Genomic DNA, 21,705 nt, shown 5'->3' with positions numbered 1-21,705 from the left:
TAGGCAGTACAGTATGATTAAGTTTACAACAGGTAATATTTTAAAAGACAAATCAGAGGCATTAGTCAATACTGTTAACTGTGTTGGTGTAATGGGGAAAGGCTTAGCGCTTCAATTTAAGAAAGCTTTTCCAGACAACTTTAATGCCTATAAAAAAGCTTGTGACAAAAAACTTGTTGCTACTGGTAATATGTTTGTCACCAAACAAGAAGATATGTATGACACAAAATGGATTATAAACTTCCCTACTAAAAAGCATTGGCGTGGTAGTTCAAACATTGAATATATCGAAAATGGTTTAGTAGACTTAGTTAAGATAATTAAGAAAAATAATATAAATTCAATTGCAATACCCCCTTTGGGCTCTGGATTAGGTGGATTGGATTGGTCAATAGTCAAGGAAAAGATAATGACTGCACTTGCAACCTTAGAAAATGTAGATATTACAGTATATGAGCCGTCTCGTAGTCCATCTGTGTCAGAAATGCCTATTAGGACTAAAAAGCCCAATATGACCAAAGGCAGAGCGCTGTTACTTAAACTTCTTGAGTTTTATCACAAAAAAGAATACGAATGTACAAAAATAGACATTCAAAAACTTGCTTATTTTCTACAAGAAGCAGGTCAGCCTCTTAAACTTAATTATGAGGCAAATAAATATGGCCCTTATGCCAAAAATTTAAATAATGTTCTACACATTATAGATGGACATTTTATTGAAGGTTATGGGGATGGTGTTGCTAAATCAGAAATATCTGTAAAAACATCTGCAATAGAAGAAGCTTCAAATTTTCTTGAAGAAAATAAAAATATTGAAGCTAAAAAACGGCTAAAGAAAGTAGAAAAATTGATTGATGGTTATGAAACACCATTAAGCATGGAGGTGCTTGCAACAGTACACTGGGTTGTAAACCATGAAGGCTTAGATAAAGATAATGTAGATGGAATTACAGACTTCATTCAACACTGGAATGAGCACAAAGCGTCTATTAAACCTACTTATATACATAAAGCGCTTAATAGACTAAAAGAGTATGCTTGGATATAAGTCAAGCATAACCACAAATTAATGAAACCCGGCAAATGCCGGGTTTTTTTATGCCTAAAAAAAGATGAAACATACCCATTTACTCTCGCAAATAATTAATCAGCCTTTATTGATTGAACCCAGTTATGCCCAAGTGATGCTAGGTGCGCTATCTGACCGGCTAGTGATTGAGTCGTTGATTAATGGTGACAAGCAGTTATCCGCCACCGAATTAAAGCAAGCCGCCGATGAATTTGAGCCTCGTGAACACAAGCTTTATCAAGTCAATCAAGGCGTAGCCATTATTCCTGTGGTTGGCACCTTGACCCATAAATACGGTCATCTGGATCCTTATAGTGGAATGACCGGCTATGATGGGATTCAGAGAAAATTAGCAGAAGCCATTAATGACCCGGATATTCAAGGGATTTTATTGGATATTAATAGCCCCGGCGGCAGTGTTTCGGGCTGCTTTGATTTAGCCGATTTGATTTATCAAGCGAGGCAATATAAACCGATTTGGGCGTTAGTCGATGAACAAGCGTGCAGTGCGGCGTATGCCTTAGCCTCAGCGGCCAATGAAATTATTCTGCCTCGTACCGGCATGGTTGGCAGTATCGGGGTATTACTCGCCCATACCGATCAAAGTGAATTGCTGGCTAAAGAGGGGATTAATGTCACCTTAATTCATGCCGGTGCCCATAAAGCCGATGGTAATCCGTTTGAGCCGTTACCTAATAATGTCAAAGCCGACTTGCAATCTGAAATAAACGACATTTATGGTTTATTTATCGAAACGGTTTCCCGTCATCGGCAACTTGATACAGAAGCCATTAAAAATACCGAAGCCAAAGTATTTACCGGGCAAGCGGCTATCGATGTTGGCTTAGCTGATCGGGTTTTACCCGCCCATCAAGTATTACCCACTTTTATTCAAACCCTTAATTCATCCACCACCCTAAGGACTGTTATGACAGCAACCCATGAACCCGCTTCTAAAGCGGAAGCCCCCATTAATTTAGACGTAGAAAAACAAGCGGCTGTGGCAGAAGAACGCCAGCGGATTCAAGCCATTTTAACCAGTGACGAAGCTAAAGGTCGCGAAGCCACTGCACAACAACTGGCGTTAAATACCGCGATGTCAGCGGATGAAGCCATTATGCTATTAAAAACGATTCCTCAAACTACAAAAGCAAATACAACTGATTTTACCCAAGTAATGAATAACGATACGCATCCGAATATTGATAGCGAAGCAGTACCAGCAGCCGAAGCACCTAAAACAGCCATTGGCCAAATGCTCGCGGATTTTAATCATGTGTATGGAGATAAAGCCTAATGATTGCGGATAGCCAACATCATTCGATTGCCGCCCAACCAATTATTATTACGGGCAATCAGCCGATTACTACGGTTACGGTGACTATTGCTAAAGGCCAAAAGTTAAAACCCTATTCGGTGTTAGGGCGTGATAATAAAGGCCAATATCGTTTATCCGATAAAAATGCTAACGATGGCAGCGAAGTGCCAGATTGCGTATTACCGTATGGGATGGATACCACCAGCAAAGAAACCACCGCCGGTGTGTATACCTCGATTTGTTTAAATCCAGCGATTTTAAACTTAGGACCTGGCCATACAACAGACACCGTTTTTCAGCCCTTAAGAGAGCGTGGCATTTTATTACAAGCTCCTAGTATTTTTTAAATGATAGTTTTACTTAGCCTGCTTACAACACTTCTGCTGTTTATCTTATTTATTCTTTTAATTGATCTTTTTAAATAACAGGTACCCCATGGAACGTTATACCGATACGATGCAATTGGTCCAAACCATTGAGACCAAGAAAAAGCCCTTACCTTTTTATTTAAGCCGTTATTATTCCACTACTCATGAGTTTGAAACTGAAACTATTGAGTTTGAGCTATTATTTCGTGATCGTCATTTAGCCCCCTTTGTTTCACCCATGGTGGAAGGCCAAGTCATGGAAGAGCAAGGCAGCGAAATGAAGTCGTTTAAACCGGCTTATATTAAACCCAAGCAACCGATTATTCCCCAAGCCATGTTAAAGCGTCGGCCTGGTGAGCCTTACCATGGCCAATTGTCACCACAGCAACGACGTAACCTCCGTAAAATGGAAATCTTGCTGGAGCATGCCGAGTCTATCGACAACCGGCTAGAGTGGATGGCGGTAGAAGCGAGTTTACATGGGCGGGTGATGGTTGAAGGAGAAAAATACCCTAAGCGTGTCGTGGATTATCAGCGGGACCCTAGTTTAACTAAAACGGTTTCTGTTAAATGGAATGACCCCAAAGCCACGCCGATCGATGACCTAGAAGACATGAGCGTTGCCATGTCGATGACTAAAGGTGGTGCACCGGCTGAAGATGTGGTGATGAGTCCATCCGTCTGGAAAGCACTACGGAAAAATCAACAATTATTAGAACAGCTAGATACTCAAGTAGCTGGCACTAATGCCACGATTGATCGTGGTCCATTAAATAATAGCGATGAAGTGATTAAAGTGGGTAGCTTAGGCGGTGGTCGTTTTATTTTATACGTCGATAGTCGCCAATACATGGAAAAAGGTATTAGCAAACCCTTTATTCCAGAGGGTGGTGTTAATTTAATGAGTCGTTCAGTGCAAGGTACCCAATGCTTTGGGGCGATTATGGATTTAGATGCACTAATAGCCATGAAACTATTTCCCAAAATCTGGAAGCAGGATGACCCTAGTGTAGAAATGGTCATGACCCAATCAGCGCCCTTAATTGTACCGGTTAGACCGAATGCCACTGCACTGTTAACTGTGTTATGAGATTTAGTGAATATCAACAGGCATTAAACCAGGAGAAAGTAGCATTATTTGGTGAGCCGGTGACCTTGCCAGATGGGAGTACCCTAGCCGGTATTTTTCGCTGGCAAGTGGCTAATACAGAAGTCGGTCATATTGATTCTGACCAGAAACAGCCCACCTTAGAAGTGTTCAATACCGAAGCTGAAAACTGGCCTGATCAACTCACTCTACTTATCCGTAACCAGCCGTATACCTTGGTGAAGTGCCTACCGAAAAACAATGGCATGACATTATGTATGCTAACCGAAACCCCTGATACCCAACCCAATCGAGTCTGGCAATGAATGTGTATTTAGAGGTGGATGAGGCATTTGATGAATTGCTAAAAGGCTTAGATGAAAACAGTAAAGCCGTGCAAAAAGCCATTCGCCGTGCCGTGCGTAAACTCACCCAATTTCTGAGACGGCAGTTGCTACAAGCCCTCAGTCAAACCACGGGATTAAAGCAGAAAGCCTTTAAAAATAATCAGCGGTTATTTATCGAGGTGGCTAAGGATGGCAAATCAGGACGGGTGTGGTTAGGCCTGAATCCCATTGGGTTACACCACTTTGGTAAACCTAAGCAAGTCACCACTGGGGTTAAGGTCAGAGGGAAACCGCTACGCCAAGGGGCTTTTACTATCCAAAGTAGTCACGGCAATACCGTTGTATTTAAACGTAAAGGTAAAGCCCGCTTTCCTATTGAGTATCAAACCGAAGCGATAGACCAATTGGCAACACCAGTCGTTGAACGAATCATTAAACAAGCCGAAGAACGGTTTTTTGTTTTGTTAGAGCAAGAATTAAATTATGCCTTAAACCATGAATGAATTAACCCAACTCCATAACCAAATGCTGGCTACTTTAGGCCAGCACTTTGATAAAAAAATTGATCGTATCCAAGTCTATTCACCCAGCCAAAGTATAGAAAGCCCTGCCATTTATTTAGGTAGTCATGAATTAACTGTAGAAAAACAGCAATGGGATGGTCGCCATTTATTGCATAGTGAGTGGTTTGCCTTGTGTGTGCTCTCCATTCAAACCCCTAACGTGGATATTGAAATACGGCAATTTGCTACAGAAATTATGTTGGTTTTAAATAACCACGACAAAAATAGATGGAGCCTAGCCGACCAGGTATCTGAGCCGAAAATGATTCAAAGTCGGCCTGCGATATTTAATCCCGATGCTGATGGCTATGAAGCTTGGGAAGTGTCATGGCAACAGAGCTTGTACATTGGCGATTCTATTTGGCTAGATGAAGGTACTCCACCTACCACGGTGTTATGCAGTGATGCCCCAGAGATAGGAATCCCTCACGAAGATGACTACCGAGTTATTTCGCGTTAATGAGCTTTACCGGCTTTTAGTTAATTTAATTCGACCAGGCACTATCCATCAAGTTGATCACCAGCGCACACGAGTAAGAGTGCAAATCGATCAATTAACCACTGGCTGGTTACCTTGGTTAACGACAAGAGCCGGTCATGACCAAAGCTGGTGGGCTCCGGAAGTGGGTGAACAAGTCATTGTCTTATCCCCCAGCGGTGAATTAGCCAATGGCTTTGTGTTACCTGCCGTCTGTCAAAACAAGCACCCAACCCCTAGCCATGATCCTGATGAATCGGTGTGGCAATTTAAAAACCATGCTCGGTTTAGCTATCACCGAGGCAATGATGAATTAATCATTGAGTTAACAGGTGCTGGCAATACCAAGCTAATTAGCCCTGAAGGTATTCATTTTGTCGGTGACTTACTGGTGGAAGGAAATATTACAGCTACCCAAGACATTACAGACCACACCCGTAGCATGCAGGCTGATCGAGACATCTATAATGGGCATGGCCACGATGTACCTGGGCATGGTACTGCTATTCCTACTGGCAATAAACAATAAGAAGTGTTAACTCTCATAGAGGAGGATGCATATTTTAATAGTTTTATTCTAGATGGAATAACTCATTAGTAGATCATATTGAAATACTCCTTTCGTTACCAAAGTTAATGAAACTCTGTTTACAAATGTAAAGATAGCGTAAAAAATATTACACCTAAAGAATCATTATGATAAAAATATCTGGCGTATTTAATATTTATATATAGGAGGTTTTAAAGTATTTTTTCATTGTAATTATTAGTCGTCTCAAGCAATCTGCCAGATGTATATATTTAATATATTACTTTGAGTAAGTGCTTATTAGGTATCTTGAAAAAATCTCAAAATATAACGAAGCCAACAATAAACAACCTACTTATTGTTATGTGCCAAGCAATAATAGTTAGTTAATAACATTCTGATTTTTAATTTAAGAATTAGAAAAAGTTACTGGAAGGTCATTTGGATTCGTTATATCTAGGGGTTTTTAGCAATCCCTAATTGAAGAAAAAGTTAATATCAGATAAAAACTTTCAAAAGGAATAAATGATTATGGAAATAAAAAAAATTATACTTGCATCTCTATCTTCAACAATTTTAATGCTTCAAACTAATGTAGCTTCTGCGCTTGACATAAAGGCCGGCCCTATATGGAATAATGCTGATGCTGCAACAAAATGTCCAATGGCAACTCAACATTATGGTGGATGGACTGGTAATTGGAAAACCATTAAACCAGGTGTTATGTCTGTATGTGAGACTGTAGAAGAAAGCATTACCAGTGATGAATATGCTATTCAAGCAGGTCCTATATGGAACAATCAAGATGCTGTTAACAAGTGCTCTTCAGCAACACAGCACTATGGAGGTTGGACTGGAAATTGGACAACTATAATTGCTGGCAAGATGTCCGTATGTGAAACTCACCAAAAAGTCATTACTGAATATCATTAATTTTTTGATAGAAAGGTAAATTTATTTTTTCCTATACAAAATTTTAATTAATCTATTAACTACCCTCAGAGCATAGCCCTCGACAAGAATTTTGTTCTCTATAAGCATAAGATTATGTCGAGGGTACTCAGTAAAAAACTATTCTTATATTGTAGTGTTTTCTTCAAAACTATAATGCAATTAAGGAACATTTTTGTTTGATGAAAGGCACTCACCGACAAACCGGTAAACCCCTTTCTAACCTCGATCACCTCCGCCAATCCATCACTGATATATTAACCACCCGCATTGGTACCCGACTGATGCGGCGTGATTATGGCAGCCGTTTGCCTGAGTTAGTGGATAGACCCATGAATGGTCAGTGGTTAGTGGAAATCTATGCGGCGACAGCTGAAGCCTTAATCCGTTGGGAACCACGCCTAAAAGTCAACAAGGTTAAGGCTTATCGCGGCGAGCCAGGCGAGTTATTGATTGCGTTAGAAGGGATTTATTTACCCGAAGGCAAACCCATTACCTTGGATGGCATCATTGTATGAGCGAATTTACCGCCATTGATTTATCACAGCTACCCGCACCGGATGTAATCGAGCCGATTGATTATGAAGTGGTCCTAGCATCCATGCTAGATGATTTACAAAAGCGCGATAGTAGCTTTACAGCCTTAGTCGAATCTGACCCGGCTATGAAGATTTTAGAAGTTTGCGCGTATCGCGAAATGCTAATTCGCCAGCAATTTAATGAACGGGCTAAAGCCGTCATGCTCGCTTATGCGGCGGGTAGTGATTTAGATCATTTAGGTGCGAATTACGGTGTTAAACGTAAAGTGATTGATTCAGGTGATGATAGCCAAATACCACCAGAATCACCGATTATGGAGACTGACGAAGACTTTAGGCGTCGTATTCAATTAGGGCCTGAAGGCTATTCAACCGCTGGTCCAGTCGGTGCCTACTTAGCCCATGCGCATAATGCCCATGATCAAATTGCGGATGTCTCGGTGTATTCTGATGAGCCTGGCAAAGTCATGATTACGTTTTTACGGCGGCCTTTAGCGAATGAAGCCGATATAGCGCCTGATGACGAAATAAAACAAGCGTTGTTAACTGCTTTAAATGATGAAGATGTTAGACCGCTGACAGATCATATTACCGTGCAAGCCGCTGAAATTATCGATTATTCCATTGATGCCAAACTGCATGTACAACAAGGGCCGTCTTCCAAAACCATTATTGATACAGCTACCACAGCATTAAATGAATATGTCGAGCAGTGTTATAAGCTGGGTAAAACCGTCGCCTTATCGGGTATTTATGATGCACTCCATATGGGGGGCGTTACCCGTGTGGAATTGCTTTCACCTGTAGCGGATATTCAAGCCAAAGTTTTTCAGGCACCTAAAGCCAAGACGATAGCTATTAACCTCGCTTAAATAATCCATTTTTTCTCATGAGTTTATTACCCAGTAATGCTAGCCCGTTAGAGGAAGGGTTGGCTGATAGCACTCGTCGTATTAGTGACATACCCGCTTATCCTAATCACGTCTGGAATCCTGATACTTGCCCAGCGAATTGTTTGCCCTGGTTAGCCTGGGCCTTATCGGTGGATGTATGGAATCCAGACTGGCCTGAGTATGTAAAACGACAAACCATTGCGAATAGTGTGGCGGTGCATCGGATTAAAGGCACAAGAGGTGCGCTTAAAAAAGCACTAGACGCCTTAAATGTGCAAACCGAAATTAAAGAATGGTTTGAATACCATGGTGAGCCCTTTACTTTTCAGGTTACTGCCTATGCCAATGATAATTTAAATACATCAGGTGATATTTTAAATAAAGCGTTAATTGAGCAAATCCAAGAAACCATTCAACGCACTAAAAATGTACGCAGTCATTTTAGCTTTCAGCTGGGTGCCAAATTTAATACAGGCATTACAGCAGGTTGTGTCACTCGAAATATCAATAGCATCAGAGTCACCAGTGTTGGTCGCATTGAGCAGCGCAACACGCTGGGTATTTGTGCGACGGCTGTAGTCCGTCCACTGACAATTATTCGTGTATAGGAATAACCATGCAAATTAATCCTATTATTACCGATGCAGGATTGCAGGCGGTATTTAATGCCAGTAATGATGGTTTACAAGCCACCATTGCCGAAATTGCGCTGGGTGATGGTCGTTACCAGCCTAACGCGAAACAGACTCAATTAAAAAGTGAGCAACTCAGGTTGCCTATTTCAAAAAGTGAACGTGCCGGTAAAACACATATCATTTTAAGCGCCATAGCCGATGGTGAGTCAGAGTTTTGGATTAGAGAGTTTGGCATATTTTTAGAGGATGGCACTTTATTAGCGGTTTGGTCATCATTAGAGAAAGCCTTGCAGTATAAGGCTGCAAGCGCGCCTTGTTTTTTCTCGACTGACTTCATACTCAGTGGCATGCCTGCCGACGCCATTACCGTCAATGACCAAGGGGCGGATATTGCCATTGCCTTATTTTTAGAGCAGTTCGCTATGTTAAGTCAGGCGCAAATTGACCAAATGCGTCGCCACCTGGAATTGTTATTTTCATTTAATCAATACGAAAAAACAGCGAGGAAATGATGACTATCGAACAACGGTTAGCAGATGCGGTACAGGCCAGTAATCAATTAACAGAAGTAGTACAAAATAAAATCAATGATATTAATCAGCAACTGAAAGCCGCTGAAGATCGTTTTAATGCTTTTATGTTAGAGGCCCATAAGGAAAGCCCCTTTTACCGACAATCCAAAAATCAGTTTGGAAATTTAGTGGATAAGATGTTAGATGGATTTGATAAAAGCGAAGCATTTTCTATTGAAGTCTCATTATATCGAGAAATTAAAACTGGTATAGATTGGGAGCAGCGAGATAGCGAAGAAAAAGAAATTCTGACGTGTATGGGGCTTAAAGGGCATAAGTATTTACAGCCGACCATTCGTGTACTGAGACTGAAGTGGAGCGGTTATGATCGAGATACACATAATGCCTACTCTATTTACCCCACAGTTCCTGCCAACCGTTCAGTACCACTCACTGTAGGCTGCTATGCAAAATTAATCTCTGGTGATATTCGTTATACCTGGCTTAACGGTGTTAATCATGAATGGGGGGTATGCGGTGCAAACTATGAAAGCCAGCCTGGCTCATATTTTCATGCTCACCCTTATGTGTATTCTCCGGCAGGTGAAGTGTTATTTTTCTGGCCTGCGATTGTGACGGGTTATGTGCCCATTGATAGGGATAAGCCGCTATGGGGCTATTATCCTTCAATGCACGGCGAAAATCCTTTTGATACAGACCCTTTGCCTGACCTTGATCGTGAGAGCCGGCGCTCAATCGAACGATCATAGTTAGCACTTTACTCCCCTATAAATTAATTCAAAAAGGAACCCTTATGCCTGAAGAATTTCTTCATGGCGTCGAGGTCGTTGAAATTGACAGCGGCCCACGTCCGATCCGTACGGTAAAAAGCAGTGTCATTGGCTTAGTCGGCACAGCGCCCGAAGCTGACGAAAAAGTGTTTCCCTATGACACCCCTGTGTTATTAGCCGGTAGTTTAAAAAAGGCTAAAGAATTAGGCAAAAAAGGGACCTTGCCTGCTGCATTACAAGGTATTTTTAGTCAGATTGGGGCGATGGTTGTCGTTATTCGGGTAAACGATAAACCACCAGCGGCCCCTGAAACGACTGATAATGAAAATACGGCACTGAATGCCATTATTGGTAAGCAAGGCGAGCCTAATACCGGTATTTATGCACTGCTTGATGCGAAAAGTACCGTACATGTCGAACCACGCATTTTAATTGCACCAGAATTTTCACATATCAAAGCCGCTGCTGATGCCTTGATCACAGCCGCTGAGCGCTTAGGTGGCGTGGCTATCATTGATGGTCCTAACACGACAGGTGAAGAGGCAGTCAAATACCGTGAAACATTTGGTAAACGTTATGCCTACCTAGTCGATCCTTGGGTTAAAGTCTGGAATAGTAATGCTAACGAAGGTAAAGGCGGCATTGTCATTGAGCCACCTTCAGCCCGAGTCGCAGGACTCATGGCTAAAATTGATAATGACAACGGGTTTTGGCATTCGCCCTCGAATAAATTAATTAATGGCGTATTAGGTACTGCTAGACCGATTGATTTTAAACTGGGTGATAAAAACTGCCGAGCCAATTACTTAAATAGCAATAATGTCACCACCATTATTCAAGAAAACGGTTATCGACTGTGGGGCAACCGTACCTGTAGTGGCGACCCTAAATGGGCCTTTATTAATGTGGTGCGCACAGCTGATATTATTTATGACTCACTGCAACGTGCTCATATGTGGGCGGTTGATAAAAATATCAGCAAAAACTACGTGGCTGATGTAACAGAAGGTGTGAATAATTATCTACGTCGGCTAAAAAATATTGGTGCTATTTTAGGCGGCACCTGCTGGGCTGATCCTGATTTAAATACCCCGGACGCCTTAGCGGATGGCAAGGTATATTTTAACTTTGATTTTACCCCACCCACTCCAGCCGAACACATCACCTTTAATGCCACTTTAACCGACGATTATTTTAAGGAGGTACTCAGTGCACGCCAATAATGTCACTTATGCCACCCTGTTTATTGATGGGGTAAGCCAGGCAGGACGAGTGCAGTCTATTACACTACCCAAGCTTACAGTTAAAACTGAAGAATACCGTGGTGGTGGCATGGATGGCGTGACCCACCTGGATATGGGAATGGAAGCCATGGAACTGAGCTTTACCATTGATGACTGTAATATCAATGTACTGAAAGAATTCGGTTTCCAGCAAGGTAAGCAAGTGCCGTTCAATATCAAAGGTGTATTGCGCAACCCTGGCCAGGGCGACCAAGGAATTGATGCGGTTTGTCGTGGCCTGGTCAGTGAAATAGATTTTGGTGAATGGAAACAAGCCGAGCTATCCAGCTTAACGACCACGGTCAAACTGGATTACTACAAACTCACCATCAATAACAAACTCATTTACGAGATCGATGTGGTTAACCATGTACGCAAAATAGAAGGCACTGATCACATGCAAAACATCCGTGAGTTACTGGGGCTGTAGTAATAGTGCGTATTTTAAACAAGTTGTTTAAATGGTAATATTGGGGTTGGAATTAACGAACGGAGAAGTAACGTTGAGCAACCCTTATAAAACCCCTGAGTCTCAAATTGGTGGTGATAATGGCTTTACTTATGTAGGTTTTTGGGCAAGATCTGGTGCGGCAATAGTTGATACAATTATTATGCTATTAATTACCGTTCCAATATTAATGTCTGTATATGGGAAAGATTATTATCTTTCAGAAGAGATGATTAAAGGTCCACTAGATTTTCTATTAAGCTATGTATTACCTGCAGTAGTTGTTATCCTATTTTGGGTATACAAATCTGCAACACCAGGAAAAATGGCCGTTAAAGCTAAAATAGTCAATGCAAAGACTGGTCAAAAGGCCTCTACAGGTCAACTTATTGGACGTTATTTTGCTTATTATATTTCCCTCCTTCCATTAGGTTTAGGTATTTTGTGGGTAGCATGGGATAAGAAAAAACAAGGTTTTCATGACAAGTTAGCTGGTACAGTAGTGATTCGTCCCGCTGACTTTGGTGAAACAAAAGCAGAGTTCAGCTAAACCAGTTTACTATTTAAATTCTTATATAAAATGCCTCGTTTTTACGGGGTATTTTATTATCTATAACTTTTTAAAAATAAAGGTATAACATGAGCGAAATAATAACCTTAAATTACCCTATCGAACGCAATGGCGAAGTGATTAACGAAGTGACCTTACGTCGCCCCAAAACCAAAGACATGAAAAACATTGAAAAACGGGGTGGTGGGGAAATTACCCAAAGCATCCATATGATAGCTGATCTATCTGGACTGGATATTAAAACAATAGAAGAACTGGATGCCGCAGACTTTCAACACTTGAATGAAGTGGTGGCAGGTTTTTTAGAATCGACTGGCAATCAGTAAAACAAATCTGCCTGGCCTTATCCTACTACCTGCGAGGTACCCCACTGTCAGAGCTGTTAGACATGGACCTCGACGACCTGCTTGATTGGTACAAATCCCTCCCTAAGCAACAATAATAATCATGGCGAATAAACTCAACATTGCGATTGGCGCTTATATTGATAAGTCGCTGGCGAAGTCATTTAAAAAAACCGAATCTGCTGCCAGTCGGTTAGGTAAAGCTTACCGGGAAACCAATAAAAAACTAGCCGCTGTAAGACAGGTGGATCAGTATCGCCAGCGTCTTGCTCGATTACGCCAACAGCAACAACAAGCGGGTGGTAGTAATCAGCAGTTAGCCAATGCGATTCGGCGTACTGAGCAATCCTTGTCGCGGGCTTCACGTTCTGCACAACGCTATGGAGTCAATTTAAATAACTTGGCACGCACCCAACGACAGTTGCAGCGTACCGCCCGTTTCCAAGGACTTCAGCAATCAGGGATGCAACGGCTTGGCCAGTTAAAAACCGCCGGTAAATGGGCAGCAGGTGGGTTAGCCGGAGCAGCAGGTGGTTTATTGGCGATGGTGAAATCCACGGCTGATCGAGGAGACCCCATTGCCAAGCATGCGGCCAAACTGGGCTTTAGTGTCGAAGGGCTCCAAGAATATCAATATGCGGCTGAGCGTTCTGGGGTGTCTACCGCGCAGTTTAATACCGCCTCTCAACGGATGGTACGACGGGTGTCGGAAGCGGCTGCTGGGATTGGTAAAACGGGTAAAGCGCTCAAAGAATTAGGGTTAGATGCTAAGTGGTTAAACTCACTGAAGCCTGAAGAACAGTTTGAGCATATCTCGGAAGCGATGAAGCATATCCCCAATAAAGCTGATCGTGTGCGACTGGCAATGAAGTTATTCGATACCGAAGGCGTTGGGCTGGTTAATATGCTTAATGGCGGAAAAGCGGGCCTTGAAGCATTAAGAAAAGATGCCAGAGCGACTGGTAACATTATCTCAAAAGAAGATGCCAAAAATGCAGAGGATTTTCAGGACGCGTTTTTAGACTTTAAACAAATCATTGGCAGTGTCAATAAATCCATTGGGGCCAAGTTTATGCCCTTGGTTACCCGCATGATGATTAAGTTTAAAGCCTTTCATGAAAAATACGGTGCTCGCTTTAACCAACGGTTAATTCAGGTAGCTGACTCATTAGTGAGTGTGGGGCGGTTTATGTGGAACCTGGGTAAAACTGTATTTACTGTCGCCAGTAAAATAAGCCATTTTATTGAGGAAACCGTTGGTTGGAAAAACATTGCAGCGGTTGTAGCCGCTTTAATTGGAGTAAAATTAGTGGGTGCCGTATTGGCAGCTGGGTCTGCATTAATAGCATTTATTCCAGCAATAAAAGCCGTTGGGTTAGCCATGATGGCCAATCCGGTTGGCCTAATTATTAAAGCCATTGCGATTGGTGCGACATTAATTATTACCCACTGGAGTACTGTATCCACATTTTTAGGTGATACATTTGATACTGTTGCTAATGCTTGTAGTTCAGCATTTGAAACCATTAAACACTACTTTTTCAATTTTACGCCGCTAGGTTTGCTGATATCTAATTGGGAACCAATCACAGACTACTTTGGTAACTTATGGGAGAGAGTCAAAGCAATATTCGGTGTAGCCTGGGAGGCTATTAAAAACTACTTCTTTACTAGTACACCTCTAGGCTTATTAATCGCTAACTGGGACCCGGTCAAAGACTATTTTAGTAATCTCTGGGATTCTGTGCTTAATGCATTCAGCTCAGGGGTAAATAACATTAAAAACAGGCTTTCTAGTTTTTCAGCTAAAAAGCTATTCATGAAAGTCTGGCAACCAGCAATTGATTGGCTCCGCAGCAAATTCCAGTGGATTAATAAAGCCATTGAGAAGCTAAAAGGTATTAAACGTTGGTTTACTGGTGATGATGAGGAAGAAAAGAAAACAGTTGCCGGAAAAATTAACCAGCGAACGCAGCAACGCAGAGCCCAGATACAAGAGACACAAGCGGTTAATGCTAAGCAAATTGAAAAGCGGCTACAGCAAATCAACCAACAAAAAAACATGAATGTCACCACTCACCTAAACGCACCAATTACCATCAATGCAGCCCCAGGTATGTCAGCAGAAGAAGTCACACAGCAAGTGAAGGATGCTTTAGAAGAACGTGAGCAGGAAGCGGAAGCCAGGCAGCGAGGTGCGCTTTATGATATGGATATGGCGGCTGCTCTATGAGTTATACACTACTCAAGCTGGGTGACTTTATATTCTCCATCAAAACTGCCAGCTATCAAAAACTCCGTCAACAATGGCAGTTTACATGGGCCAGCCAGCCTATTATTGGGGGTTATCCTCAGCAGCAGTATACCGGGGAAACCGTTCGAACGATGGCTTTAAGTGGTACCATGTACCCTGGCCAATATGGCAGTCGTGATAGCCTACTTCATATGGTTGAGCTAGCCGGTACAGGTGCACCCTTCATTTTGGTAGCGGGTACTGGCGAAATACTCGGCTATTGGTGCATCACCCAAGTGAGTGAAAGTGGCACCTACCCGGATAAGGAAGGCATTTGCCGTAAGATTGAATTCAGCGTGAGCATAACCTACTATGGCGACAATCTACCGAACAAAGGACGGTGATACCCTGGATTGGATTTGTAAGCAGTATTATGGCGATGAAGCTTTTGTACTGCAGGTGTTGGATGCTAATCCGAGATTAGTGGAGCAAGGGCCTGTTTTAGTCGCAGGAATTAATATTTTATTACCAGCGCTAACCCCTCAAAATCAGACTGTAGAATACCTTTGGTCTTAAGTTTTCATATTCAGCCAAAGAATACTAATTATATGCTATTTTGATAGTATTATACTACTCTCTAATTAGTTGATTTGACACTCAATATAATATTCGAGATGATTATGTATAAGCTTAGTAAATTTTCGACTATAACTAAATTTTTATTAATTATTATTTTCTCACCTCTAGTATATTCCAATCCTATATGTGATAGAGCTTTAAAAGTTGGCTGGGATGATTGGCCTCCATATCAAATCAAATCCGAAGGGGATCCAAAAGGCATTGACCCTGATATTCTACAAGAAATATCTAAAATTATAGGATGTAAAGTGATTTTTGAAGAGATTCCATGGAAACGTCAGTTAGAAATGCTCAAGCAAGGATTAATCGATATTGTTCCCCAAGCAAATATAACTAAAGAGCGGGAAAAATATGCGATTTTTTCAATAAAATATTTGTTGTATGAGTCAAGGTTGTGGCTGAATACAACAAATTTAAGCCAACCTAAAAACCTACAAAGCTTCCTTGATTCAAATGAACTACTTGGTATTACACGAGGTTATTCCTATGGAAAAAATACTGATGAAATAATTAACAATCCTAAATATACTAATAAAATTAAATCAGGAACTTACACCAAGCAAATTATTGGAATGCTAGCAGAAGGTCGACTCGATGGTATCCTAGGAAATCGATTTACAGTAGGTTATATTGCAAAAAAAGAATCTCTGCATAAAAAAATCCGTGCAACTGGAATTGTAGTTCAATCTGATCCAGTTTATTTTATGTTCTCAAAAAAATCAATATCAATGCCGGTACTAAATTCATTCAATAAAGCAATTCTTGAATTAGATAAAAAACAAATAATTAAAAGAATAGCTAACTCTTATACAGGTGAAAACTAATTAGTGGCTTTCAAAAATTACTCTGACCGGAGTTCGTGCTTATACAGTGAATAGTTAAGAACTCTTATCATCCATTAAAACGTTTACTGAATGTTAACTGCCTAACATTAATAGTTGGGCATAATTTTTTCCAAATTTATAAGTCATAAACCGTGTTTATCGATTATCAAGTATTAATTGCCAACTTGGCCGTTGATATTAAACAACATTTAATTAGCTTAGAACTCTCTGATGAAGCGGGTATCAAGTCAGATAGAGCAACCCTAAAGCTTTCTGACCCTGAAGGTAATTTACCCATACCCGCCAAAGGCACCAGGCTATCAGTGACCATCCAGAATACTCATATGGGTGATTTTATTATTGATGAGGTGTCACTCTCTGGCCCACCTAATCAGATGACCATTCAGGCGAAAGGAGCTAACTTAAGGGATCAGCTCCGTAGCCCTAAATCCCGTTCATGGCATCAAAAAAAGCTGGTAGATATTGTTACCACAGTGGCCAATGACAATGGGTTGATACCTAAAATTGCAGAAGTATTTACCTCTATTGTCATTGATCATATAGACCAGACAGAAGAATCCGATATTAATTTTTTAAGTCGTATTGCATTAGATCATGGGGCAATTGTTAAGCCAATGATGGAGCATTTAGTGTTTGTTGAACGAGGCAAAACCAAAACAGCCACTGGTAAACAATTGTCACCAATAACAATTTCTAAAATTAATAAATGGAATTTAAAAGCCCCTGACAGACAATATTATAAAAGTGTGATAGTTAAATATCACAGTGCTGAAGGTGGTAAGACAGAGCATGTAAAGGTTGGTAATGGTGAACCGATCTATACTATTAAAATGGTATATCCAACCATGGAAGCAGCCAAAGCCAGTGCTAAAGCCAAATTAAGTGGGTTAAATGATACAGAAGCCAGTTTAAGCATAACGGTAGTAGGTAATCCTGAATTAATAGCTGAACGGCCAGTGATTATTCAAGGTGTAAGGACTGGTGTTGATGGTCGGTGGGTGGTGAAGCAGGCAAAGCACTCGGTAAGTGCTTCGGGGTATACGACGGGTGTTAGTTTGATCAAATGAGGCTGTTACGATAGTTTAGCTTTTGGCAGAGGTTTAAACCTGGAACAAACTAATCAAACAGAGTAGAATGTTTTACTGTGTTGTATATCTTAATTACAGCTGGCACACTGTATTAGAAAAAAAGGAATCTCAAAATGAGTATTGATATTGATTCTCTATCTTATGAAGAGTTAATAAAACTGAATCAACAAATTGTAGAACGCCTTAAGTTTTTAGATACAGTGCATACTCAAAAGGAAATGATGCAGTTTTTTACTGGTGATCAAGTGAGTTTTCAATCATCTGGCCGTGGCCGGCAAGTTGGTATAGTCGTAAAATGCAATAAGAAAACCATCACTGTTTTAGCTGAGTCTGGTGAAAAGTGGAATATATCACCTCAATTACTTAGCAAAATAAAAAACGTTAAGTCACGTAGCAAAAAACTAGATAATATTTTTGATCTTCCCCGTAAAAAGTAGCTTATTAATGACTGCTCATAAAAGAGAGCAAAAATCACAGTTATTATAACTAACTGGCGCTTCTTGATATTGTTGATTAATAGGAGTTCAAATTACCACCAAACTGTACGACCAATAATTTGGTAAATAGTATGATGGCAATTTGGTTCGCTACAGAATGGTATTATATTTACCCATCTCCACCCGCCATAACAAACATGCATGCATGGCAAAGCAGGATTGTGCACAAACAACAGGCACAAAAAAACCGCAAATCTGACGGGTGCGGAAACCGCTGTTTGTTTAGTAGTGATTGAAGGCTACACCTGAGGTGTGTTAGGTGTCAAGACAGTTCACCATGACATTTTTATGGTAGGCTTTTCTAGCCTTCTAAAAAGACTCAGCCCCCAAGTTACTATCAAGACACAAAACAACCAATCCGATAATAATTTGTACATAAGCTTTAAAAAATAATCATTTTTGATGAAATAGCTTTCCCATTGTTATCAAACAAAACATTACAAATTTGACCTTTAGGTAAGTGATCCATTTCATCATTAGCTATCCAGTACTTTACTCTTGTATTATTTACATCTATAGCTACCAGCCTTTTATTATGTGACATTACCAAGTTATCCACTCTATTAACTGACATTCCTTTTTGTACACTATTACACTCTCTAACCAAGTCTTTTTCTGAGTATTTTATTTTTTTTATTTCAACTATATCATCCTTAAAATAAACCAACTTAAACCACAGCGCTAATAAAATTAGAGGCAAAAAAAGAGTAAATTTTTTCCAAGACTTCAATTTAGTTAGTGGCTTTATAAGTTTAACAAACCTTTTATTCATAATTGACATATTCACCGTTTAGCCAGTTTACATAATGCAGCTCTTTGTTCTGGCGTTAAGCTTGCTATATAGGCTCTTGCTGCTTCATAAGCAATTTTTTTATATTGGCCAAACTTAGTATAAAAGTCTGTAAATGTTATTATTGGGCATCCTAATGTTGGCAACTTTAGTCTTCCAGCAGCAGCCACAGTCGTGCATATTAGACCAGGTGCAGGTCCCTTATAAGTGATATCCATTGCGTTATAAAAACCATCAACTTCTACAGTCCATTCTTCGCAGGTCTCAGTATCAGAGCACTTTAGTAAACCTTCAGAAACAATTACTTCAAACCAAAGATATACCTCCATACCAAGCCCTGAATGTGTTGCTTTCCAATAGCAATCGGCTATATTTTTTGTTGTACATGCATCCCTATTCCTTCTAAAGCCCCAGTTTTCATCAATTCCAGGCTCTTTAATCCATTCTCCAATTATTTCCAGACCAAAGGGATCCATAAATTTTAAAGGATTACCTAAGACATAAGCATAAGTATTTAAGCCTCCTTGCAGCCCAATCGGATCACTCTGAACATAACGTCCAAGGTTCGGGTCGTAATCCCTAAAGTAGTTGTAGTGTAGTCCTGACTCCGGGTCAAAAACTTGCCCAGGAAAACGCAGTGCAACTACTGTTTTCTGGCCATCACCATCCACATCTTCATTGGCTAAACCAATCCCAAAGGCATCTGATTGCCACTGCCAAACAGCTTGGCCTGCTGCATTAGTAGCAACCCTCGGAGTGTTAAGATGATCACTATGGATATAGGCCACTTGCTGTTTAGTGCTTTGGCCTTTGTCGTTTAGCCATTGCTCTAACATGGCTATGGGTTGAGTACCTAACCACGCATAGTTACGGGTGTAGAAGAGTTTATTGTTAGCGTTATAATAAGCTTCTTCTAATAGTTGTCCGTTTTGGTTGTAGCTATAAATAACAGTTTGGTTATTTAAGACTTTTACTAATCGTTCTCCAATCGCGTTATAGCGATATTCGGCTTGTGTAGTACCACCTTCAACAACTGCTTTTAAACGCCCTTGACCATCATATTGGAGCTGTAAGCCATTACCATTATTCTGGATATTTCCCATACCGTCATAGCTAACATTGCTTTCTTCACGCTTGATTAAGCGGTTGCTATTTTCGGCATAAGTTAATTTTTGCGTTTCAGTTTTACCGTCTTTTTCGGTTGTACGCTTGGTGCGGTTACCGACCGGGTCATATTCATAGGTTTTACGGCCGTAGTTGGCTTGCTCTTCGATTAAGCGGTCTAACGGATCATAACCATATGAGCTGTTGTTTTGCTCAGCCAGTAAATTATCAATGCCGGTAATGTTTCCGTTTGGATCATACTGGTAATTTAGCTCTTGGATACCTTGTACGGTTTGCTGAATTAACTGTAAGTCCTGATCATATTGGCGGTTTAAGGTTTTGCCATTACCCCACGTCAATTGTTGTACAGGGCCAAACGGCACATAGCCAATATTGTTGGCTAAATTAATGGTTTGATCGCTTCCCTTAAATTGGCCTGTCACTTGGTTAACCTGTCCATTGCTATTGCGTTGGTAGCTGATGGTTAAACCAGAGGGGTATTGAATACGGGTCAGTTGGTTAGCCAGGTTGTAGCCATAGGCCACACCAAAGAATTGATCTTTACCATTAAGGCTTACCGAGCGCATAGTTTTGGTGACATTGCCACGGTCATCGTAATGGTAAGCAATTAAGCCTGACTGGTCCTGAATGCCAGTTAAGCGGCCAATACCTTTGCTGCCATCGTTGGTGTTATCATAAAGGTAAGTAACATTTAGCTCAGGGCTAGCAGGATAAGACCGGCTGGTTTGACGATTTAGAGCGTCATAGCTGTATTTAGTAACAACACCACGGCCATCTACCTTTTGAGTAACGTTGCCTGCTGCATCATGGCTATAAACGGTTTCACCACTGCTTGGGCTAATTTCTTTTACCAAACGGCCTAAACCATCATATTGATAAGTAGTAGCCACCCCGCGCGGGTCAGTGACTTGGGTTAAGTTATCTTGCGAATCGTATTTAAATTGCGTGCTTTGGTTTAATGCATCAGTGTTTTGTACCAACCGATTTAACGCATCATATGCATTGCCACTTTTATAATTACGGGGATTAGTCGCACCTGTCGTATTGCTGTTTTTGTCGTATACAAAGTGGCTGGTTTGACCATTAGCGCCAACAGACTTTAATAGCCTACTCATTTCATCATAAGCTTGGCTAAATTGGCTCACTACTGCGCCAGTCGATGATTTAACAACCTGCTTAGTAATATTCCCTGCATTGTCGTGCTGATACTCAATGCGTTCGCCTAAGCCATTTTGAATAGCGGTTAAGCGTTTCGCGGCATCATATTCATAATGTAATTCGCTACCATTCGGTAAATAAACCGCCGTCACTTGACTAATGGCATCGTATTCAAAGCGAGTAGTGATATCACCAGCTGCACTTTTAATAGTGGATTGGGTTAATTGGCCCATCTCATCATAAGACAGGCTAGTTATCGTGCCATTAGCATCAGTAATTTGTTGCGGATTACCAAAGGCATTGTGATTTGATAATTGTGTCGAATGTCCCAAGGCATTAACAACTTCAGTTAATTGCCCTTTATCGTTGTAACTAAATTGGGTGATGTCCTGTACATCTGTCCGTGGGCCATCAATTTGGGTGACATTGCCTTGGTTGTCATATTGGTAACTGGTGGTACTGCTCGCACCTGAAAGTGCTAACGGGGAAATAAATAACGATAATGCCCCGGCTAATAAAGTCTGTTTAAACTGCATCTTTAAATTACTCTAAAAATTTAAACAAAAAATTGAGGTTAGGTAGAAAAGGGTTCTACCTAACAATA

Annotated in this window: 26 protein-coding genes; 24 read left to right on the top strand and 2 right to left on the bottom strand. The window is 40.8% G+C overall.

Annotation, left to right across the window (positions count from 1 at the left end):
* Window positions 1-13 precede the first annotated feature (13 nt).
* The 24 genes from darG to OQE68_RS02880 all read left to right on the top strand — a co-directional run bounded on the left by darG (window position 14) and on the right by OQE68_RS02880 (window position 17,968).
* Window positions 14-1,048: a type II toxin-antitoxin system antitoxin DNA ADP-ribosyl glycohydrolase DarG gene (gene darG, locus OQE68_RS02995; RefSeq protein WP_180571801.1), complete on the top strand. Its 1,035-nt coding sequence runs from the start codon at window positions 14-16 to the stop codon at window positions 1,046-1,048.
* A gap of 64 nt (window positions 1,049-1,112) precedes the next feature.
* Window positions 1,113-2,366: a S49 family peptidase gene (locus OQE68_RS02990; RefSeq protein WP_266195494.1), complete on the top strand. Its 1,254-nt coding sequence runs from the start codon at window positions 1,113-1,115 to the stop codon at window positions 2,364-2,366.
* Window positions 2,366-2,734, top strand: a complete 369-nt coding sequence (locus tag OQE68_RS02985) for a head decoration protein (RefSeq protein WP_266195493.1) — start codon at window positions 2,366-2,368, stop codon at window positions 2,732-2,734. The genes OQE68_RS02990 and OQE68_RS02985 overlap by 1 nt, the downstream gene beginning before the upstream one ends.
* Before the next feature lie 88 nt (window positions 2,735-2,822).
* On the top strand, window positions 2,823-3,845 hold the full coding sequence (locus tag OQE68_RS02980; RefSeq protein WP_266195492.1) for a major capsid protein: 1,023 nt from the start codon (window positions 2,823-2,825) through the stop codon (window positions 3,843-3,845).
* Complete coding sequence (locus OQE68_RS02975; protein ID WP_180571989.1) at window positions 3,842-4,168, top strand: hypothetical protein; 327 nt, start codon at window positions 3,842-3,844, stop codon at window positions 4,166-4,168. Before OQE68_RS02980 ends, OQE68_RS02975 begins: the two co-directional genes overlap by 4 nt.
* On the top strand, window positions 4,165-4,692 hold the full coding sequence (locus OQE68_RS02970; RefSeq protein ID WP_180571990.1) for a phage tail protein: 528 nt from the start codon (window positions 4,165-4,167) through the stop codon (window positions 4,690-4,692). Before OQE68_RS02975 ends, OQE68_RS02970 begins: the two co-directional genes overlap by 4 nt.
* Window positions 4,685-5,212: a hypothetical protein gene (locus OQE68_RS02965; RefSeq protein ID WP_266195491.1), complete on the top strand. Its 528-nt coding sequence runs from the start codon at window positions 4,685-4,687 to the stop codon at window positions 5,210-5,212. Before OQE68_RS02970 ends, OQE68_RS02965 begins: the two co-directional genes overlap by 8 nt.
* Window positions 5,187-5,759, top strand: coding sequence for a phage baseplate assembly protein V (locus OQE68_RS02960; protein ID WP_266195490.1), 573 nt, complete (start codon window positions 5,187-5,189; stop codon window positions 5,757-5,759). The genes OQE68_RS02965 and OQE68_RS02960 overlap by 26 nt, the downstream gene beginning before the upstream one ends.
* A 531-nt stretch (window positions 5,760-6,290) precedes the next feature.
* Complete coding sequence (locus OQE68_RS02955) at window positions 6,291-6,692, top strand: mannan-binding protein (protein ID WP_180571946.1); 402 nt, start codon at window positions 6,291-6,293, stop codon at window positions 6,690-6,692.
* Between the two features lie 200 nt (window positions 6,693-6,892).
* On the top strand, window positions 6,893-7,228 hold the full coding sequence (locus tag OQE68_RS02950) for a GPW/gp25 family protein (protein ID WP_266195489.1): 336 nt from the start codon (window positions 6,893-6,895) through the stop codon (window positions 7,226-7,228).
* On the top strand, window positions 7,225-8,121 hold the full coding sequence (locus tag OQE68_RS02945) for a baseplate assembly protein (protein ID WP_180571839.1): 897 nt from the start codon (window positions 7,225-7,227) through the stop codon (window positions 8,119-8,121). Before OQE68_RS02950 ends, OQE68_RS02945 begins: the two co-directional genes overlap by 4 nt.
* 17 nt (window positions 8,122-8,138) lie before the next feature.
* Entirely contained in the window at window positions 8,139-8,750 is a 612-nt protein-coding gene (locus OQE68_RS02940) for a phage tail protein I (RefSeq protein ID WP_266195488.1), read from the top strand.
* 8 nt (window positions 8,751-8,758) lie between these two features.
* Entirely contained in the window at window positions 8,759-9,289 is a 531-nt protein-coding gene (locus OQE68_RS02935; RefSeq protein WP_266195487.1) for a phage tail-collar fiber domain-containing protein, read from the top strand.
* A complete protein-coding gene (locus OQE68_RS02930) occupies window positions 9,286-10,059 on the top strand; it encodes a hypothetical protein (RefSeq protein ID WP_180572154.1) in 774 nt (257 codons plus the stop codon). The genes OQE68_RS02935 and OQE68_RS02930 overlap by 4 nt, the downstream gene beginning before the upstream one ends.
* A gap of 44 nt (window positions 10,060-10,103) precedes the next feature.
* Entirely contained in the window at window positions 10,104-11,303 is a 1,200-nt protein-coding gene (locus tag OQE68_RS02925; RefSeq protein WP_180572003.1) for a phage tail sheath C-terminal domain-containing protein, read from the top strand.
* Entirely contained in the window at window positions 11,290-11,793 is a 504-nt protein-coding gene (locus tag OQE68_RS02920) for a phage major tail tube protein (RefSeq protein ID WP_266195486.1), read from the top strand. Before OQE68_RS02925 ends, OQE68_RS02920 begins: the two co-directional genes overlap by 14 nt.
* Before the next feature lie 31 nt (window positions 11,794-11,824).
* A complete protein-coding gene (locus OQE68_RS02915; protein ID WP_180572063.1) occupies window positions 11,825-12,361 on the top strand; it encodes an RDD family protein in 537 nt (178 codons plus the stop codon).
* A gap of 89 nt (window positions 12,362-12,450) precedes the next feature.
* Window positions 12,451-12,708, top strand: a complete 258-nt coding sequence (locus OQE68_RS02910) for a phage tail assembly protein (RefSeq protein WP_180572064.1) — start codon at window positions 12,451-12,453, stop codon at window positions 12,706-12,708.
* A 121-nt stretch (window positions 12,709-12,829) separates the two neighbouring features.
* Complete coding sequence (locus tag OQE68_RS02905; protein ID WP_266195485.1) at window positions 12,830-14,959, top strand: phage tail tape measure protein; 2,130 nt, start codon at window positions 12,830-12,832, stop codon at window positions 14,957-14,959.
* Complete coding sequence (locus OQE68_RS02900) at window positions 14,956-15,363, top strand: phage tail protein (protein ID WP_266195484.1); 408 nt, start codon at window positions 14,956-14,958, stop codon at window positions 15,361-15,363. The genes OQE68_RS02905 and OQE68_RS02900 overlap by 4 nt, the downstream gene beginning before the upstream one ends.
* Window positions 15,332-15,535 carry a tail protein X gene (locus tag OQE68_RS02895; RefSeq protein WP_180571887.1) on the top strand — a complete coding sequence of 68 codons (204 nt, stop codon included), beginning with the start codon at window positions 15,332-15,334 and terminating at the stop codon, window positions 15,533-15,535. The genes OQE68_RS02900 and OQE68_RS02895 overlap by 32 nt, the downstream gene beginning before the upstream one ends.
* Window positions 15,536-15,639: 104 nt before the next feature.
* Window positions 15,640-16,422: a substrate-binding periplasmic protein gene (locus OQE68_RS02890; protein WP_180571888.1), complete on the top strand. Its 783-nt coding sequence runs from the start codon at window positions 15,640-15,642 to the stop codon at window positions 16,420-16,422.
* 152 nt (window positions 16,423-16,574) lie between these two features.
* Window positions 16,575-17,510, top strand: a complete 936-nt coding sequence (locus tag OQE68_RS02885) for a contractile injection system protein, VgrG/Pvc8 family (RefSeq protein WP_266195483.1) — start codon at window positions 16,575-16,577, stop codon at window positions 17,508-17,510.
* Between the two features lie 134 nt (window positions 17,511-17,644).
* Window positions 17,645-17,968 (top strand): hypothetical protein, encoded by a 324-nt coding sequence (locus tag OQE68_RS02880; protein WP_180571785.1) that lies wholly within the window; start codon window positions 17,645-17,647, stop codon window positions 17,966-17,968.
* A 442-nt stretch (window positions 17,969-18,410) separates the two neighbouring features.
* On the opposite strand, the gene OQE68_RS02875 is transcribed toward OQE68_RS02880, so the two are convergent.
* Both OQE68_RS02875 and OQE68_RS02870 read right to left on the bottom strand, forming a co-directional pair.
* Window positions 18,411-18,800, bottom strand: a complete 390-nt coding sequence (locus tag OQE68_RS02875; RefSeq protein WP_219340286.1) for a hypothetical protein — start codon at window positions 18,798-18,800, stop codon at window positions 18,411-18,413.
* An 11-nt stretch (window positions 18,801-18,811) separates the two neighbouring features.
* Window positions 18,812-21,637: an RHS repeat domain-containing protein gene (locus OQE68_RS02870; protein ID WP_266195482.1), complete on the bottom strand. Its 2,826-nt coding sequence runs from the start codon at window positions 21,635-21,637 to the stop codon at window positions 18,812-18,814.
* Window positions 21,638-21,705: the final 68 nt, after the last annotated feature.

The sequence above is a fragment of the Spartinivicinus marinus genome (assembly GCF_026309355.1).
Taxonomy (GTDB): Bacteria; Pseudomonadota; Gammaproteobacteria; order Pseudomonadales; family Zooshikellaceae; genus Spartinivicinus; species Spartinivicinus marinus.
Note: the sequence above shows the minus strand (reverse complement) of the source record. Positions and strands in the feature narration are given on the sequence as shown.